Below are 17563 nucleotides of genomic sequence, written 5' to 3'. Positions count from 1 at the left end.
GACGCCGCAGTAGTCTACTCGGCCCGTTTCGCGGTGTCAACCGCTCGGCCCGAGGTTCTTGCTGGCGACTCGGTAAAAGTTACTCATGACCTTCGTCGGTGTCAAATCGCCTGGTCAGCGAGCTGCGGGAGCGGTACGGACCGGCATGGCGACCTGCGGACCGGGTCCCTTGGGCTGCACGGGACGTGGTCGCAGCCACAACGAGAGGGTCCGCATTCCCTCCATCGCGGCCACGATCTGCTCCGGCGAAGCCGGTTCGCGGGTCCCCACCGGCACCAGGTCGTAACCCCAGATGCGGAACTCCTTGAGGACCGTGACCGGGTCGTCGCCGAAACCCTCCGTCGCGGAAGGGGAGAACTCCAGGAACACGTGCGGGCGATCCCGGCGCAGCAGGCGGACGAGTCCGGCCAACGCGCGGTGACCGCGACCGGGCGCGTCCACCCGGACGACGGACAGCTTGCGGCCCTGCAACGTCGCCACGGACTCCAGCTCCTTGTCGAGCCTGGCCGCGCGCACGCGGGGCACGTCCTCGCCGGCGTCCGCCGGCAGCGGAGCCACCGACACCCCGCCGGTCAACGAGGGCTGCATGGCCAGCTCGCCGGTGGTCTCCCACGCGGCGGCGTCGACCAGGACGAGCTGTTGGGCCACCCGTTCGGGCAGGTTCACGTCGACGTTGTGCCGCAGCAGCGCCCGCGCGGACGGGCACGGTTCGACCGCGACCACCGCGCCGCCCGAGCCGAACCGGCTGAGCATCCGCACGGTCTGGTACCCGACGTACGCGCCGATGTCGACGAAGATGCCGTCCGGTTCGACCACGGAGTCGATCAGCTCGGACAGGTCGGTCTCCCACACCCCGTTGCTGGACAGCATCGGCAGCATGAACGCGTCGTCCGACGGCAGCCTGAGCAGGCCGACGTCGGTCAGCACCAGCGAGCTGCGCGGCACGGTGTCGCCGTGCCGCTCGTGCTCGCGCACCACGACGCGGCGCAGGGCGTCGGCGGTCTGCTGGGCCTGGTTGGCGGCGCGCAGGCCGGCGTTGAGCTTGGTGTCGCGGTCCCGCAGCACGTCGACGACCTTGGACTCCAGCGAGTCGATCCGGTCGAGGGTGCGTTCGAGGGCGACGGCGAGCTTGTCGATGCGCTGGGCGAGGACGTCGCCCTGCTTGGCGCGCTTGGTGGCCTCGGCCACGACGGCGTCCTCGATCTCGCGCACCCGCCGTCCCTGGCCCGCCATGTCGGCGCGGACCCGGACGACGCCGTCGTCGATGCCGACGATCTGGTCGGCGAGGTGGCCCTGGTGCTCGGCGTGCTGTTCCAGCTCGGCGCGCAGCACCTCCAGCTCACCGAGGCCGACGCCGGTGGAGATGTCGTCCTGGCGGCGGACCAGCTCGGAGACCGTGCGCTCCACCCCGTCGACCAGGGAGTTGAGCACGTCGCGCATGTGGTTGTCGTAGTGGTCGAGCACGCGCAGGACCACCTTGCGCAGCTGCGGGGCCATGGGCGTGCGGCTGGCGGTGCCGACGTCGGGCTGGCGCAGCAGGGCGTGCTTCGCGGAGTGCAGCGGCTTCAACGGGTCGACGGTCGGGGAGGGCTTGGCGCGGCGCGCGCGCCAACCGCGGTAGGCGTGCTCGACTCGTTCGCGGAGGAGTTCCCCGACCTTGGCGACGTCACGGGTGGCCCGGACGTGCTCACGTCCCCTGATGCCGATCGCGACGGCCGTGGGCAGGTCGTCGGCTATGGCGCGCATGAGCTTGGCGGCGGCCTGCACGTCGGGTTCGACGCCCTGGCGGCACGGCACGAAGATCACCGAGGACTTGTCGAACAGCTCCGCGACCGCGCCGTGGTCGGAGGTCATGATCGGGGTGGCACGCGCGGCGTGGCGGGCGAGGGTGAGCGCGATCCGGTCGCACGCCCCGCCCCGGTGCAGCTGGACGAGGCAGTCGACGGTGCCCAGCGCGTCGACCAGCTCGATGCGCGGGTCGGCGGCGGTGGCCAGGCGCAGTCGTTCGGCGGCCTCGGGGTGGGCTCGCGCGTGGGTGACCTCGACGCGCAGCGTCACGTCGTTGCGGTCGGGGAAGGCGGAGAGGAACGCGGAGACCGCGCCCAGCACGTTGCCCGTCCGGTCGACGGCGTGGTCCGCGAGGGCACCGAAGATCACACCGTCGGGTGCTCCGGCTCCTCGGGCGATCGGTTCCCGGACGTCGGCTTCCGGGATGTCGGCTTCCGGGACGGGGAGCGGGAGGACGCGGACGGTCGGGCCGCCTTGGCGTTCGAGCGCGGCGCGGGTCGTCTCGGAGGGGACCCAGAGCTCGTTGGCGTCGGTGGGCTGGTCGTCGTGCGGCTCGTCCAGGAGGTAGTCGACGACGAACCGGCTGTCGGGGACCCGTGCGCCGGTGCCGACGCGGATCACGACCGGGTAGCCGGCGGTGGTGGAGGTCGGGAGGCCGGACGCGCGCGCGGCGGCGTGGACGAGGTCCGCGATCGGTCCGGTGCCGAGGACGGAGACGCCGAGCTGGTCGTGCAGGACGGGGGCGTCGGTGTGGGAGCGCGGGACCGCGGCGACCGGCAACCGGCCCGCCGCCACGCCGACGCCGGCGCACCAGTCGCGGAACGCCTCGCCGTCCGTGCCGAACGGGTCGGGGAACTGGGTGCGGAGGGCCGGGTCGGAGCGCCAGAGCGCGGCGGCCCAGCGGGTGCTGCCAGGGAGGTCGGGTGCGGGCTCGGCGGCCCAGTCCACGAACCCCGCTCCGCCGTCGGGACCGAACGCGGGGGGTGGGGTGGTGCGGGCGGCCGGGGTCTGCGGGCGGGCGGCGGTGGAGGCGTCGGGCGGAGCGGCGGACGGCTCGGCCGACGTCGCGGGTGGAGCCGCGGACGAGTCGGCCCGGGTCGCGGGTGAGGCAGCCGGCGGGGCGGTCGAGGTCGCGGGTGGGACGGCGGTGCTCTCGACGGCGTCCGGTCGGGGCAGGTCGGAGGCGGGTTCGGCCACGTCCGGCCGGGCCTGGTCGGCCTCTGGCGCGGGGTCCGGGGTCGCCTCGGACCGGGGTTCGGGTGAGGTTTCCGGGTCAGGCGTGGTTTCGGGGCCGGACTCCGATTCGGGCGCGCGCTCGGGTCCGGACTCCGCGCGGTCGGTGGTCGACTCGACGTCGATCGTCGGCTGGGCGTCGGAGGCCGGTTCGGTGTCGGAGGTCGGCGCGGCGGCGACCGGGTCGAGGTCGACCGGGGTGTCGGCGGGGTCCGCGTCGGCCGGGCTCGCAGCGGTGGAGGTCGGCAAGGTGCCGTTGATCCGGACCGGCGGCGCGTCGACGGCGGGCGTGGCGGTGACCGCTGGGATCGGCGCGTCCGGGGCGAGCGGGGCGGTTCGGGTCCAGCCTTGCGGGCTGAAGGCGGAGCCCGGGTGGGTCCGGGAGGCCTCGCGGTAGTCCGCGCGCAGCTCGTCCGGGATCCGGGTGCCGTCCGGGAGCTGGCCGAAGCCGTACCGCACCCGCTGCGGCGTGTGGCCCTTGCGCACCAGGTCCGCCCGGTACGCCGTGCACAGCTCCGCCAGCTGCGGGTGTTCCGACAGCAGCACGCGGGGGCGGTCGGCGAAGTCCGCGGACAGCAGCCACGGGCGGTGGGGGTCGAAGCCCGCGAAGTGGACCGTGCGGACCGGCTCACCGAGGATCGTCAACGTCCCGTCCGGGCCGCGGTGGAGGTCGCGTTGCGCGGCGTTCCACACCGACAGGCCGACCGTCGCGTCCCGCAGCACGTGCACGTTCACCAGCGCGGGTGCCGTGTCGAGCACGGCCTTGGTGGCGTCCGGGGTCCGGCGCAGCTGCTCACCGAGGGTCTGGAGGAACGGCTCGGCACCCGGTGCGACCAGCAGGAACCCCGGGTCGAAGACGCCGGTCTCCAGCAGCTCGGTCGGCGTGGGCCGCAGCCCGTCGTCCGGCAGCGGCCGCAGCGCCCGCGGCAGCAGGACCAGCGGCCCGCGTCGGACGGCGGTCTCGACCAGCTCGGTGAGCGGGCTGAGCACCTGCACCCACGGGTCCAGGTAGAGCACCGGCACGCCCTGGCCCAGCAGCTGTTCCAGCAGCTTCGGCCGCAGCACGCCGCACAGCTGCGCGGCGGTGCAGCCGGTCGCCAGCTCGGCCAGCTCGTCCTGGCTCATGCCCAGGTCGGAGGGGGTCGCGAGGCCCGGACCGGAGTGCTCCGGCTGGGCGTCGACCACCAGCGCCATGAACCTGGCCGTGGGGTGGGCCGCCAGGAACGAGCTGGACAGCACCTTCACCGCGGGCAGCTCGGCGGCCGTGGCCACCGTGCAGGCGATGAACGTGGGACGGGATTCCGAACGCGCGGGCACCTCGGTCACGGTCTGCAAACCTAGCTTCTCCGAGTGCCCGGTGTGGACCACCCGCACGGGTGTCTCCCTCACAGGACGGGCAACAGGGTGCGCAGCTCGTACGGGGTCACGCTGCGCCTATAGGCGTCCCACTCGGTGCGCTTGTTGCGCAGGAAGAAGTCGTACACGTGCTCGCCCAGCGCTTCGGGCAGCAGTTCGGAGTTCTCCATCTCGGTCAACGCCTCACCGAGGTTCTGCGGCAGGTTGTCGTAGCCGGCGGCACGCCGTTCCCGGTCGGTCAGCGACCACACGTCGTCCTCGGCGGGCGGCGGCAGCTCGTAGCCCTTCTCGATGCCCTTGAGGCCGGCGGCCAGTATCACCGCGTACGCCAGGTACGGGTTGCACGCGGAGTCCAGGGAGCGGATCTCGACGCGGCGGGACGACGACTTGCCCGGCGAGTACATCGGCACGCGCACCAGCGCGGACCGGTTCGCGTGGCCCCAGCAGACCGCCGTCGGCGCCTCGCCGCCCACGATCAGGCGCTTGTAGGAGTTCACCCACTGGTTCGTGACGCCGGAGATCTCGCGGGCGTGCTTGAGCAGGCCGGCGACGAACATCTTGCCGGTGTCGGACAGCTGGTAGGGGTCCTCGGCGTCGTAGAACGCGTTGCGGTCGCCCTCGAACAAGCTGACGTGGGTGTGCATGCCGCTGCCGGGCTGGTCGGTGAACGGCTTGGGCATGAACGAGGCGCGCACGCCCTGCGTGATCGCGACCTCCTTGATGACGTACCGGAACGTCATCACGTTGTCGGCCATGGTGAGCGCGTCGGCGTAGCGGAGGTCGATCTCCTGCTGGCCGGGCGCACCCTCGTGGTGGCTGAACTCGACCGAGATGCCCATGGCCTCCAGCGCCTCGATGGCGTGGCGGCGGAAGTGGGTCGCGGTCTCGTGGCTGGTCTGGTCGAAGAAACCGCCGTTGTCGGCCGGGAGCGGCTCGCTCCCGTCGTCCGGCAGGCCCTTGAGCAGGAAGAACTCCATCTCGGGGTGCACGTAGCAGGTGAAGCCCGCCTCGCTGGCCTTGGCCAGGGTGCGGCGCAGCACGTGCCGCGGGTCGGCCCACGACGGCGAGCCGTCCGGCATCGCGATGTCGCAGAACATCCGCGCCGAGTAGTGGCTCTTGTCCGGCGTCTGCCAGGGCAGCACCTGGAACGTCGACGGGTCCGGCTTGGCCACCATGTCCGACTCGTACACCCGGGCGAAGCCCTCGATGGCGGAGCCGTCGAAGCCGATGCCCTCGCTGAAGGCCCCTTCGAGCTCGGCGGGCGCGATCGCGACCGACTTGAGGAAACCCAGGACGTCCGTGAACCAGAGCCGGACGAACCTGATGTCGCGTTCCTCGAGGGTGCGGAGCACGAACTCCTGCTGGCGGTTCATGACACGAAGCCTAGGTAAGGACGGTGACGGGCGCGTTGCCGACTCGGCCGAACGCGCTGCGCCGTTTGCCACGCACGAGTGATTGCGCAGGTCATGGGCGTGCGGGGGTGTTTCGCCGTGCCGGCGCGACCGCTGGACCTACGATTCACCCATGTTCCCTCGTCGCGCCCTGATCGGGTCGCTCGTGCTCGCCCTCGCCCTCACGGCGGGCTGCACGTCCTCCGGTGGCGCCGGGTCGTCCCTGCCCGACGGGCCGGACGTGCTGGCCAAGGCCTCCGCGGGGATGAAGTCGGTGACCAGCACCCACTTCACGATCAAGGTCGACGGCGAGCTGCCCGGCGTGACCGTGAAGGACGCGGAGGGCGACCTGAACGCCGAGGGCGAGTCGCGGGGCCGGGCGAAGGTCGAGCAGTTCGGCCAGCTGATCGAGGTCGAGTACGTGCTGGTCGGCAAGGACCTGTACTTCAAGGGGCCGACCGGCGGGTTCACCAAGCTGCCCGCGGCGCTGGCCGGTCAGGTGTACGACCCGACCGCGATCCTGGACCCCGACCGGGGTGTGGCCCGCGTGCTGGCGGACGCCCGGGACGCGAAGACCGTCTCCCACGACGACGGGGTGGCGGTCGTGCGGGCGACCGTGCCGCGTGACGTGGTCGCCGGGCTGGTGCCGGGCATCGACGCCGACGTCGCCTCGGAGTTCTCGGTGCGGGACGAGAAGCTGCAGAAGGCGCTGTTCACGCTGCCGAGCGGGGCGAAGGTGACGATCGAGCTGTCCGACCTCAACAAGCCCGTCACCGTTTCACCGCCCGCGTGAGCTCCGCGGTGGAGGCGGCCGGGGTGAAGGCCCGTCGGCTCGCGATCGGGGCCGGTGCGGCGGCGGTGCTGCTCGGCGCGCTGGACGCGTACGTGGTCGTCGGCGTGCTCGTGGACATGGTGCGCGACCTGGGCATCCCGGTGAACCACCTGGAGCGCGCGACGCCCGTGGTCACCGGGTACCTGCTCGGGTACGTCGCCGGGATGCCGCTGCTGGGGCAGCTGTCCGACCGGTTCGGGCGGCGGCTGGTGCTGCACCTGTGCCTGCTCGGGTTCGCGGTCGGCTCGGCGGTGACGGCGCTGGCCGGTGACCTGCCGGTGCTGGTGGCGGGGCGGGTCGTGCAGGGGCTGGCCGGTGGGGCGTTGCTGCCGGTGACGATGGCGCTGGTCGCGGACCTGTGGTCGGCGCAGCGACGTGCGTCGGCGTTGGGCGTGGTGGGCGCGGCGCAGGAGTTGGGCAGCGTGCTGGGCACGCTGTACGGCGTCGGGTTGGCGTCGTTGTTCAACGCCTGGTCGTTCTTCGAGTCGGTGGAGCCGCAGAGCTGGCGGTGGGTGTTCTGGGTGAACCTGCCGCTGGCCGCGGTCGCGATGGTGGTCGTGCAGGTGACCGTGCCGCGCTCGGTCGGGTCGGTCGGGTCTCCGGCATCTCCGGCGTCTCCCGTTCGGATCGACTTCGTCGGTGGCGGGTTGCTGGCGTCGGCGCTGGCCCTGCTGGTCGTCGCGCTCTACAACCCGGACCCGTCGCACTCGGTGCTGCCGTCGTGGGGGTTGCCGGCGCTCGGCGGGTCGGCGGTGGTGTTCGTCGGGTTCGTGCTGTGGGAGCGGCGGTCGCCGGTGCGGCTGCTGGACCCGGCCGGGGTGGCCGTGCGGCCGTTCCTGGCGTCGCTGGGTGTGTCGTTGGCGGCCGGTGCGGCGCTGATGGTGACGTTGGTGGACGTCGAGTTGTTCGCGCAGACCGTGTTGGGGCGTGACTCGGCCGCCGCGGCGGCGATGCTGGCGCGGTTCCTGATCGCGTTGCCGGTGGGCGCGCTGGTCGGCGGGTGGTTGGCCTCGCGCACGCGGCTGGGTGACCGGTGGGTGTCGTTCGGCGGGTTGGTCGTCGCCGGCGGTGCGTACGCGCTGATCGCGCAGTGGCCGGCTTCCGTGTCGTCGTTCGTGGTGGGGCGGGACCTGGCGGTGGCCGGGTTCGGGTTGGGGTTGGTGATCGCGCCGGTGTCGGCGGCGGTGCTGCGCGCCGTGCCGTCGTCGCAGCACGGTGTCGCGTCGGCGGCCGTGGTGGTGGCGCGGATGACCGGGATGCTGGTCGGCGTGGCCGCGCTGTCGGCCTGGGGCCTGCACCGGTTCCGCGAGCTGACGGCGGACCTGGACACGCCGTTGCCGTTCGGGATGTCGCCGGAGGAGTTCGCCGCGAAGGCGCAGGCGTACCGGGAGGCGCTGACGGACGCGTTGCTGACGGAGTACCACGAGATCTTCTGGATCACGGCGGTGATCTGCGGTGTCGGGGCGCTGGTGTCGTTGCTGCTGCCGCGCGCCGGTTCTGCTTCTGATTCCGCGTCGGGTTCGGGTTCTGGTCCGGGTGATCGTTCGTGAAGGCAACGTTTCGGTTGGTTATCATCGCGGGGTGGCCTGGAACACCGAGGAGACGCGTCGGCGCCTGAAGGAGGCGGCGGTCGTGGAGTTCGCCGCGCACGGGTTGGCGGGCACTCGGGTGGAGCGGATCGCGGCGCGGGCCGGGGTCAACAAGGAACGGCTCTACAACTACTTCGGTGACAAGGAACAGCTGTTCACCACGGTGTTGTCGGACGAGATGGCGAAGATCGCGGCGGCCGTGCCGCTGAACGGGCTGCGGGACGTCGGGGACTACGCGGGCCGGTGCTTCGACTACCACGTCGCCAACCCGCACCTGGTGCGGTTGCTGCAGTGGGAGGCGTTGGCGTACGGGGACGGGGCCGTGCCCGACGAGGACGGACGGGCCGCGCACTACCGGCGCAAGGTCGAGGCGTTCCGGGCGGCGCAGGCGGAGGGCGTGCTGGTCGCGGGGGCGGAAGCCGCCGACCTGGTGTTCATGATCATGTCGTTGACGTCGTGGTGGCTGGCCGTGCCCCAGGTGGCCCGGATGGTGACCGGTGCCGAGGGGGTCGCGCGCCGCCGTGCGGCGGTGGTCGAGGCGGCTCGGCGGATGGCATCATCTGCGCAGGTCAGGACTTCGGATTAGGCTCCTGTCACCGGCTCGCCACCGCGCCGGAACCGAACACGATCGGGTGATCATGACCCGAAAATGTACGGAAACACTGTTACCGCACCTCGGTTGAATCGAGGAACCGCAACCCCGCCGACCACCCACTCCGCCGACCGCCCCTCCGCCGACTGCCCCTCCGCCGACCACTCACGTACGCCGGCCACCGCCGGTGACGTACGCCAGCCGCCACCGGCTCCGCCAGACCACCCGCCCGACCAGCCACCCACCGCACCCCGCCCACCCCGACTCCGCCCCGGCGGATTTCGATCGCACCGCCCAGCCCCGAGCCAGGCACCCGGCCCGATCACGTTCGGGGCAGAGGGCACGGGGAGGTGAACGGGTCAGGTGCGGGCACGGGGGTGGATGAGTCAGGCGGGACGGGGTGGATGGTCAGGCGGCAGGCACGGGAGTGCATCGCCGGGCGAGGGGGACTGCGGCGGACGGGGTCAGGCGGCGGCGGGGATGGGAGCTGGACGTGGGCCCAGGACCAGGGTGGCCGCTGCGAGGAGCAGCAGGCCGGCCAGGGTGAGGCAGACGACGGCGAAGCCGGCCGGTGCCAGGGCCGTCACGAGGACCGGGCTGATGCCGCCGCCCAGGCCGACCAGGAAGCCGTAGCCCGCCAGGCCCGCGCCCCGAGCCTCGCCGGACGCGCGGCCCACCAGCGCGACCAGCGCGGGGATGGTCACGGCCAGGCCGGCCACGAAGATCGCGCTGCCCACGAGCAGCACGGGCAGGGTGGTGGAGACGGCTTCCAGCGTCAGGCCGGCCGCGGCGAGCAGGAAGGCGGCGGGGGCGACGCGGTGCGGGCCGAAGCGGGCGATCAGCGGGCCCGCGAACAGGCCCAGCGCGATGCCCGGCAGGCCGGGCAGGCGCAGCAGGAGCAGGTCCGCGGCGGCGTGGATGCCGTAGCGCTCACCGACGGTCGCGGTCAGGGCGGTGTACATGCCGACGAAGGTCAGCAGGAGGGTGATCGCGCCCGCGTACGCCACGAGGAGCGGTGGGCGGCGGAGGAGTTCACCTAGGCGGGTGAAGGTCGTGGTGAGGGCGGTGGGGGTGGGGCGTGGGACCGCGGGGAGCCGGGTGACGGTCAGGGCGACGGCCAGCAGCACGGGCACGAGCAGCCAGAACACCCAGCGCCAGCCGATGGCCTTGTCGACGCCGAGCGCGTAGGCCTGGCCCAGCAGGCCGGCCAGCAGGAACGAGCCGGACACCGCCGTCAGGCCGACCGCGCGGCGTGCGGGCGGGAGGGCCTCGGCCACGTACGCCAGGGCCACGGACGGGATCGCGGCGGCGAGGAAGCCCTGCACGACGCGGGCGGCGAGCAGTGGGGCGAAGGCGGTCGACGCGCCGGCGACCAGGCCGATCACGGCACCGAGGGCCAGGCCGAACGCCATCACGTGACGTCGGTCGTAGCGGTCGGAGATGGTGCCGAAGACGAGGTTGCCCAGGGCGAACGCGAAGCCGAAGCCGCCGCCGACCCAAGCGGCGGCGGAGAGGGGGACGCCGTAGCGCTCGGCCACGCCGGGCAGCAGCGGCACGGTCAGGTAGAGCTGGCCGACTGCCAGGATCACGGCCGCGACCAGGACGCCCACCAGCACGGGCGGACGGGTGAGGACTGACTGGGTGCGAGCGGGGTGCGACACCGGATTCCTGCCTTCGACGACCAATGACCGACCAACGACTGCCTGATTCCAACTCAAGCGTTGGATTTAGCGTACGACGCGATGCCGCCTAACTCCAACGGTGGAGATGGAATGTGCGGTGGGTCACCGGCCTCGACACCGAACTAGACCGAACGGTGGAACCGCTGCGATGGCGCTGCGGGGCCGAATGGCCGGACGGACGATGGGCCCATGACACATCCCGATGCGAACACCGCTGGTCAGACCACAAGTGCCGAGTCACCGGCGGGCCAGCCGAAAGCACTGTGGATCACCTTCGGGGTGATCACCGTCCTGATCGGGCTGGCCGTGCTGCTCTGGCCGGGCCTCACGTTGCTGACCGCCGCCGTCCTGTTCGGCCTGGAGATGCTCGTCACCGGCGTGTTCTGGCTGGTGAGCTCGTTCTCCTCGGACACCGCGGGACGTCAGCGGTGGTTGCTGGCGGTGGCCGGGCTGCTGGCGCTGGTCGCGGGCATCCTGTGCCTGCGGGCCCCGTTCCAGACCATCGCGGTGCTGGCGCTGCTGCTCGGCGCGACCTGGGTCGTGGGCGGGGTGGCCGAGATCTTCCACGGCTTCGGCAAGAGCGGGTGGTCGGTGTTCTCCGGCGCCGTCACCGCGATCGGCGGGGTCGTGGTGCTCGTCTGGCCGGTGGCGAGCCTCCTCGCGCTGGCCTGGCTGCTCGCCATCGTGCTGATGGTCCTCGGGGCGCTGGCGATCGCGGGCGCGCTCGGCGTCGACCGCACCCCGAGGAAGGCCAAGGCGACGACGGCGACGGCCGCACCCGGTGGAACGGCCGCCACCGCCTGAACCTCGGCACCCGGCGGGGTGCGGTCAGCCCTCGCGCCAGCCGCTGGTGATGGGCAGCCGGCGGTCGCGGCCGAAGGCCTTGAACGTGATCTTGGTGCCCGGCGGGTACTGGCGGCGCTTGTACTCGGCCTTGTCGACCATCCGCAGCACCTTGTCCACCAGCTCGTGCGAGAACCCCATCGCGATCAGGTCGCGGTAGCCCTTGTCGCCTTCCACGTAGTCGTCCAGCACGGAGTCGAGCAGCTCGTAGTCCGGCAGCGAGTCGGTGTCGACCTGCCCGGGGCGCAGCTCGGCCGACGGCGGCTTGCTGATCGAGTTCTCCGGGATGGGCGGCATCTCGCCCAGCTTCTCGGCCTGCGCGTTGCGCCACCGCGCCAGGTCCCACACCAGGGTCTTGAGCACGTCCTTGATGGGCGCGAACCCGCCGACCGCGTCGCCGTAGATGGTCGAGTAGCCGACGGCCAGCTCGGTCTTGTTGCCGGTCGCCAGCACCAGGTGCCCGTGCTGGTTGGACAACCCCATCAGCGTGACGCCGCGGCACCGCGCCTGGACGTTCTCCTCGGCCAGCCCGGTCAGCCCGAGCTGGTCGACGAAGACGCCGACCATGTCCGCGATCGGCTGCTCCGAGTAGTGGCAGCCGGTGCGCTGGGCGAGGTCGTAGGCGTCGGACTTCGAGTGGTCCGACGAGTACACCGAGGGCATGGACACGCCGTACACGTGGTCGGCGCCGAGCGCGTCCACCGACAGCGAGGCGACGACGGCCGAGTCGATGCCGCCGGAGAGCCCGAGGACGACCGAGCGGAAGCCGTTCTTGTGCACGTAGTCGCGCAGGCCGGTGACCAGCGCGTGCCACACCTCGGCCTCGTCGGACAGCGGTTCGGCGGGTTCCGGCACGGGCAGCGGGGTGTAGGCCGGGAGCGGGTCGTCGCTCAGGGAGCGGCGGTGGACGGCGAAGCCGCCGTAGTTGCCCTCGGTGCGCGGAGCGCCGCCCGGCAGGTCCACGTCCAGGACGACGAGGTGCTCGACGAACTGGGGCGCGCGGGTGATCAGCGCGCCCTCGGCGTTGACGACCATGGTGTCGCCGTCGAACACCAGCTCGTCCTGCCCGCCGATCAGGTTGACGTAGGCCAGCGGCGCACCGGCCTCGACCGCGCGCCGCGCCACCAGCGGGAGCCGGGCGTCGTCCTTGTTCCGCTCGTACGGCGAGGCGTTCGGCGAGACCACCAGGTCGACGCCCGCCTCGCCGAGGGCGGCGACGGGGCCGCCGTCCTGCCACAGGTCCTCGCAGATCACCATGCCGACCTCGAGGCCGTGCACGCGCACGACGTCCAGCGTGTCGCCGGGCGTGAAGTAGCGGCGCTCGTCGAACACGCCGTAGTTCGGCAGGTGGTGCTTGTGCTGCCGCGCCACCACCCCGCCCCGGTGCAGCACGGCGGCGGAGTTGCGCATGCCGCGCTCGTCGCGGTCGAGGTAGCCGACGAACACCGCCAGCTCGCCGCACCCCGCCTCGTCCAGCCTGGTCGCGAGCGCGGTCAGGGCCTCCTTGGACGCCTCCGCGAAGGAGACGCGCAGGGCCAGGTCCTCGACCGGGTACCCGGTCAGCGCCATCTCGGGGAAGACCGCGAGGTGGGCGCCTGCCTCGACGGCCTTGCGGGACCACTCGACGACGAGTTCGGTGTTGCCGGCCAGGTCGCCGACACAGGCGTTGACCTGGGCGAGGGCGAGTCGGAGCTGTGGCATGGGGGCATTCTCGCTCACTCGGCGCGAGCTTGGCGGGCGTTGTGGCCGACGAGTCACACCTACGATCGAACCTGTGCGCCGTCGGATGATGCTGTTCCTCGCCCTCCCGCTCCTCGCCTCGTGCACGAGCGTGCTGCCCGGCTCTCCCACCCCGGGCACGTCGGTGGAGCAGAGAGGGCCGGCCGGGGTGGTGCCCGCCGGGTTGGAGCGGTTCTACGGCCAGGAGCTGGGCTGGGAGGACTGCGCGCCGTACGCCACGACGGGCACGACGACGTCGCTGTTCAAGAGCAAGAAGTCGATCGAGTGCGCCCGGCTGGAGGTGCCGCTCGACTACGGCAAGCCCGAGGGCCGCACGATCAAGCTCGGGTTGCTGCGGCAGGCCGCGACGGGTGACCGGATCGGGTCGTTGATCATGAACCCCGGTGGTCCGGGCGCGTCCGGCATGGCGGCGGCGGCGAGCCTGGGCGCGCAGGTGCGGACGTCGGCGCTGGGCGAGCGGTTCGACCTGGTCGGGTTCGACCCGCGGGGCATCGGGGCGAGCGAGCCGCAGGTCAGGTGCCTGACCGACGCGGAGCGGGACGCCGACCGGTTGGACGACGACCTGGACGCGTCACCGGCGGGGGTGGCGGAGACCGAGTCGGAGAACAAGGCGTACGCGGAGAAGTGCGCGGCGATGACGGGGGCCGACGTGCTGGCCAACGTGGGCACGCGGGACGTGGTGCGCGACCTGGACGTCATGCGGTCCGCGTTGGGCGACGAGAAGCTGACCTTCCTGGGGTACTCGTACGGGACGCACATCGGCGCGTCGTACGCGCAGGCGTTCCCGGGCAACGTGCGGGCGCTGGTGCTGGACGGCGCGGTGGACCCGACGCAGAACCAGGTGGAGTCGCTGATCGCGCAGGGCGCGGGGTTCCAGAAGGCGTTCGACGCGTTCGCGGCGTGGTGCGCGAAGCGGCAGGACTGCGCGTTGGGCGCGGACCCGTCGAAGGCGAACCAGGCGTTCCGGGACCTGACGCTGCCGCTGGCGCAGCGGCCGGTGGCGGTGGGCGACCGGAAGCTGTCGTACAACGACGCGATCACCGGTGCGATCCAGGCGATGTACTCGGAGGAGTTGTGGGCGCCGCTGAACACCGGGTTGACGGAGTTGAAGAACAACCGCGGTGACGTGCTGATGCTGCTGGCCGACAACTACTTCGACCGGGACAAGGAAGGCCACTACTCGACCATCACCGACGCGTTCGTCGCGGTGAAGTGCGTGGACGAGCCGCGGGTGACCGACAAGAACGTGTTGAACGACGTGGCGCGGCGGTACAAGCAGGCCGCGCCGTTCCTCGACGACGGCCAGCCGGCCGCCGGCGCGCTGGACGCGTGCGCGTTCTGGCCGGTGCCGCCGACCGTGCAGGAGCACAAGCCGGTGGCGGGGCTGCCGCCGGTGCTGGTGATCTCGACGACCGGTGACCCGGCCACGCCGTACGAGGCGGGGGTGAGCCTGGCCAAGGAGCTGGGTGGCGGGCTGCTGACGTTCGAGGGCAACCAGCACACCGTGTTCCTGCAGGGCAACGAGTGCGTGGACCAGGCCGGGCAGACCTACCTGATCGACCTGAAGCTGCCGTCCGAGGGCACGCGCTGTTCCTGAGGCGGAACGGGCGATCCGCGCTTCGGCGGATCCCCACCGCCTCGTACGTCAGGCGTCGACCGCGGACGCGGCCCAGCTGGCCAGCAGCTTCAGCCGCTCCTCGCTGGGCGAGCCGGCCTTCGCCGTGTAGACGGCCAGGACGACGTCCGGGTCGCCGCTGGGTCGCAGGGTCTCGTAGTCCAGGTCCAGGTCACCGACGACGGGGTGGTGCATGAGCTTGGTGCCGTGGGTCTTCTCCTGCACCTTGTGCTGCGCCCACAGCTTGCGGAACGTCTCGTCCTTCACCGACAGCTCCCCCACCAGCGCGGCGAGCCTGGTGTCGTCGGGGTAGCGGCCCGCGTCGAGCCTGAGGAAGGCCACCATGTCGGCGGCGACCGCGGGCCAGTCGCGGTAGAACGTGCGGGCCTCGGGGAGCAGGAACGTGTGCCTGGCCGAGTTCCGGTCCTCCGGTTGGAGCGCGCCGAAGCCGTACAGGGCGTCGGCCAGCGGGTTCCACGCCAGGATGTCCGAGCGGCGGCCCATGGCGAACGCGGGCACGTCGTCCACCACCTCCAGCAGCCGCCACAGGCCGGGGCGGACGCGCTGCGGCGCGGGACGCCTGGTGGGGGCCGGTCGGACGAGGTTGCGCAGGTGGGCGCGTTCGGTCTCGTCCAGGCGCAGCACGCGGGCCACGGCGTCGAGCACGGAGTCGGAGACGGCCGGGGTGCGGCCCTGCTCCAGGCGCATGTAGTAGTCCACGCTCACGCCCGCCAGCAGCGCCAGCTCCTCGCGCCGCAGGCCGGGGACGCGGCGGCGTCCGCCACCGGGCAGGCCGACGTCGTCCGGGCGCACGCGGGCCCGGCGGCTGCGGAGGAACTCGCCCAGATCGTGGTTCACCCACCCAGTATGGCCGTGCCCCGGTCCCCCAACCTGGGTACTGGCAGACCTGGGGAACGCGGTCCCACAGGCTGACCAGGGCCTCCGGTAACCCGCTCGACGAGGACCAGTGTTCTTGCCATGACCTACGACCTGAACAACCGCACTGCCGTCGTCACCGGTGCCGCGAGCGGCATCGGCGCCGAGATCGCCCTCGTCCTCGCCCGGTCGGGGGCGAAGGTCGCGCTGCTGGCCCGCCGCGCGGACCGGCTCACCGAGCTGGCCGACAAGATCGCCGCCGAGGGCGGGCAGGCGCTGGCCGTCGCCGCCGACGTGACCGGTGACCTGACCGGGGCCGTGGAGGCCGTCCACCGCGCGTTCGGCCGGGTCGACCTGGTGGTGAACAACGCGGGCGTGATGCTCGCGAACCCCGTCACCGAGGGCCGCGACGACGAGTGGCACCGGATGATCGACACCAACGTCAAGGGCCTGCTCAACGTGACCAGGGCGTTCACCTCCGACCTGGTCGGGGCGGGCGCGGAGGGCACCGCCGACCTGGTGAACATCTCGTCCATCGGCGCGCACCTGACCTTCCCCAACTACGCCGTCTACACCGCGACCAAGGCCGCGGTCACGCACCTGTCCGCGAACCTGCGCACCGAGCTGGGCCCGCTGGGCGTGCGGGTGACGAACGTCGAGCCCGGCCTGGTCACCAGCGAGCTGGCCGACCACATGGACAACCCCGAGGTGGACGCGCACCTGGCGGCGTGGCGGGAGCAGGTGCCCCCGCTGAACCCGGCCGACATCGGTGACGTGGTCGGGTTCGCCACCAGCCGGCCCAAGCAGGTGAACCTGCGGCAGATCGTGGTGCTGCCGACCGTGCAGGTCTGAGTCGGGCTCGCGTTTTCCCATCCTGCCGCTGATCGGACATTCGCGAGCATTTTTCCGATACCATCATTCAGGCTAGGCAATTCCTCTTTTCATCGCATGGCGGTATACACCGTTGTGACGTCAGCATATGCTTTCCTCGTTGCTCCAGAATCCCTCCGAAAGGTTGGCCCGATCACGGGGCCATTCCCCGAGGCGGGGTTTCACGAACCGCCCCTTGTCGGCGCGAGAACGCCCCGAGAGGCTTGGCGAGCAGGAAGCAGGCGTCATGCGACGCATCCGCACCACAGTCCGAGTGCTCCTGGGCACCACCGCGCTGGCCGCGGGCATGGTGGCACTCACGCCCGCGGCCCAGGCGGCCACCATTCCGGTGGCCTGCGGTGAGAACGCCCTCGTCGTGGCGGTCAACCTGGCCAACTCGACCGCCGCGGCGGACACGTTGACCCTCGCGGGGGGCTGCACCTACAGCCTCACCTCCGCTCACGGCGGGCCGGACAACGGGCTCCCGGTCATCACCACACCCATCGAGATGATCGGGCCCGCGACGATCACCCGCGGCTCGCCGCTGCTGTTCCGCATCGCGGAGGTCTCCGGCACCGGCAGCCTCACGCTCACCACGTCGGTCGCCTTCACCAACGGCAGCACGACCGGCAGCGGCGGCGGCATCCTCAACCGCGGCGCGGTGACGCTGACCAAGAGCAGCCTCAGCGGCAACCACGCCGCGCTCGACGGCGGAGGGCTGGCCAACGCCGACACGCCGAGCGGCACCGCCCCCGCCGCGACGCTCACCCGCAGCCCGGTGTCCGGCAACACCGCGCTCCGGGACGGCGGCGGCATCTACAACGGGCTCCGCGGCACCTTGACGACCACCGGGGTCACCGGCAACCCGCTGGTCATCGACCACAACACGGCCGGACGGGGCGCCGGGATCGCCGCGGTGGACTCCACCGCGACGACGCTCACCACCACCGCGGTGACCGCCAACGGCGCGCTGCTCACGGCGGGCGGTGTGCTCCGGGCCAACGGCACCATGACCACCACCTCCTCACCGATCAGCGCCAACACCCCGAACAACTGCGTCGGCAGCTCCCCCGCCGTCCCCAACTGCACCGGGTAGTCCGGACCGGGTCCGCGGCCACCCCCCCCCACCCGAGCCCGCGCAGCCACCCCGTCAGCC

General features: G+C 72.2%; 12 protein-coding genes. 7 read left to right on the top strand and 5 right to left on the bottom strand.

The window, feature by feature from the left end:
* Positions 1-114 precede the first annotated feature (114 nt).
* Positions 115-4347 (bottom strand): FkbM family methyltransferase, encoded by a 4233-nt coding sequence (locus AB0G02_RS13780; RefSeq protein ID WP_360793514.1) that lies wholly within the window; start codon positions 4345-4347, stop codon positions 115-117.
* Positions 4348-4406: 59 nt separating this feature from the next.
* Positions 4407-5750 (bottom strand): glutamine synthetase family protein, encoded by a 1344-nt coding sequence (locus AB0G02_RS13775; protein ID WP_360793512.1) that lies wholly within the window; start codon positions 5748-5750, stop codon positions 4407-4409.
* Between the two features lie 151 nt (positions 5751-5901).
* Here AB0G02_RS13775 and AB0G02_RS13770 point away from each other — a divergent pair, with 151 nt between their 5' ends.
* The 3 genes from AB0G02_RS13770 to AB0G02_RS13760 are packed head-to-tail and all read left to right on the top strand — an operon-like array spanning position 5902 to position 8775.
* Positions 5902-6561 (top strand): LppX_LprAFG lipoprotein, encoded by a 660-nt coding sequence (locus AB0G02_RS13770; RefSeq protein WP_360793510.1) that lies wholly within the window; start codon positions 5902-5904, stop codon positions 6559-6561.
* Positions 6558-8150 (top strand): MFS transporter, encoded by a 1593-nt coding sequence (locus AB0G02_RS13765; RefSeq protein WP_360793508.1) that lies wholly within the window; start codon positions 6558-6560, stop codon positions 8148-8150. Before AB0G02_RS13770 ends, AB0G02_RS13765 begins: the two co-directional genes overlap by 4 nt.
* A 31-nt stretch (positions 8151-8181) precedes the next feature.
* Complete coding sequence (locus tag AB0G02_RS13760; protein ID WP_360793506.1) at positions 8182-8775, top strand: TetR family transcriptional regulator; 594 nt, start codon at positions 8182-8184, stop codon at positions 8773-8775.
* A gap of 470 nt (positions 8776-9245) precedes the next feature.
* On the opposite strand, the gene AB0G02_RS13755 is transcribed toward AB0G02_RS13760, so the two are convergent.
* On the bottom strand, positions 9246-10442 hold the full coding sequence (locus tag AB0G02_RS13755) for an MFS transporter (protein ID WP_360793504.1): 1197 nt from the start codon (positions 10440-10442) through the stop codon (positions 9246-9248).
* A gap of 300 nt (positions 10443-10742) precedes the next feature.
* On the opposite strand from AB0G02_RS13755, the gene AB0G02_RS13750 reads away from it, so the two are divergent.
* Positions 10743-11267, top strand: a complete 525-nt coding sequence (locus tag AB0G02_RS13750) for a DUF308 domain-containing protein (protein WP_360793502.1) — start codon at positions 10743-10745, stop codon at positions 11265-11267.
* A 24-nt stretch (positions 11268-11291) separates the two neighbouring features.
* Here the strand turns inward: AB0G02_RS13750 and AB0G02_RS13745 are convergent, their stop codons facing one another.
* Positions 11292-13007, bottom strand: a complete 1716-nt coding sequence (locus AB0G02_RS13745; RefSeq protein WP_360793500.1) for an NAD+ synthase — start codon at positions 13005-13007, stop codon at positions 11292-11294.
* Between the two features lie 88 nt (positions 13008-13095).
* On the opposite strand from AB0G02_RS13745, the gene AB0G02_RS13740 reads away from it, so the two are divergent.
* The gene (locus tag AB0G02_RS13740; RefSeq protein WP_360793516.1) at positions 13096-14643 is read left to right on the top strand and encodes an alpha/beta hydrolase; all 1548 of its coding nucleotides are present in this window, start codon (positions 13096-13098) and stop codon (positions 14641-14643) included.
* A gap of 48 nt (positions 14644-14691) precedes the next feature.
* On the opposite strand, the gene AB0G02_RS13735 is transcribed toward AB0G02_RS13740, so the two are convergent.
* The gene (locus AB0G02_RS13735) at positions 14692-15519 is read right to left on the bottom strand and encodes a helix-turn-helix transcriptional regulator (protein ID WP_360793498.1); all 828 of its coding nucleotides are present in this window, start codon (positions 15517-15519) and stop codon (positions 14692-14694) included.
* A gap of 120 nt (positions 15520-15639) precedes the next feature.
* Between AB0G02_RS13735 and AB0G02_RS13730 the strand changes: the two genes are divergently transcribed.
* Positions 15640-16389 (top strand): SDR family oxidoreductase, encoded by a 750-nt coding sequence (locus AB0G02_RS13730; RefSeq protein ID WP_360793496.1) that lies wholly within the window; start codon positions 15640-15642, stop codon positions 16387-16389.
* Between the two features lie 265 nt (positions 16390-16654).
* A complete protein-coding gene (locus AB0G02_RS13725) occupies positions 16655-17503 on the top strand; it encodes a hypothetical protein (RefSeq protein WP_360793494.1) in 849 nt (282 codons plus the stop codon).
* Positions 17504-17563: the final 60 nt, after the last annotated feature.

The sequence above is a fragment of the Actinosynnema sp. NPDC023658 genome (assembly GCF_040639995.1).
Taxonomy (GTDB): Bacteria; Actinomycetota; Actinomycetes; order Mycobacteriales; family Pseudonocardiaceae; genus Actinosynnema.
The sequence above is the reverse complement of the archived record's forward strand: the minus strand, read 5'-3'. Positions and strand labels throughout refer to the sequence as shown.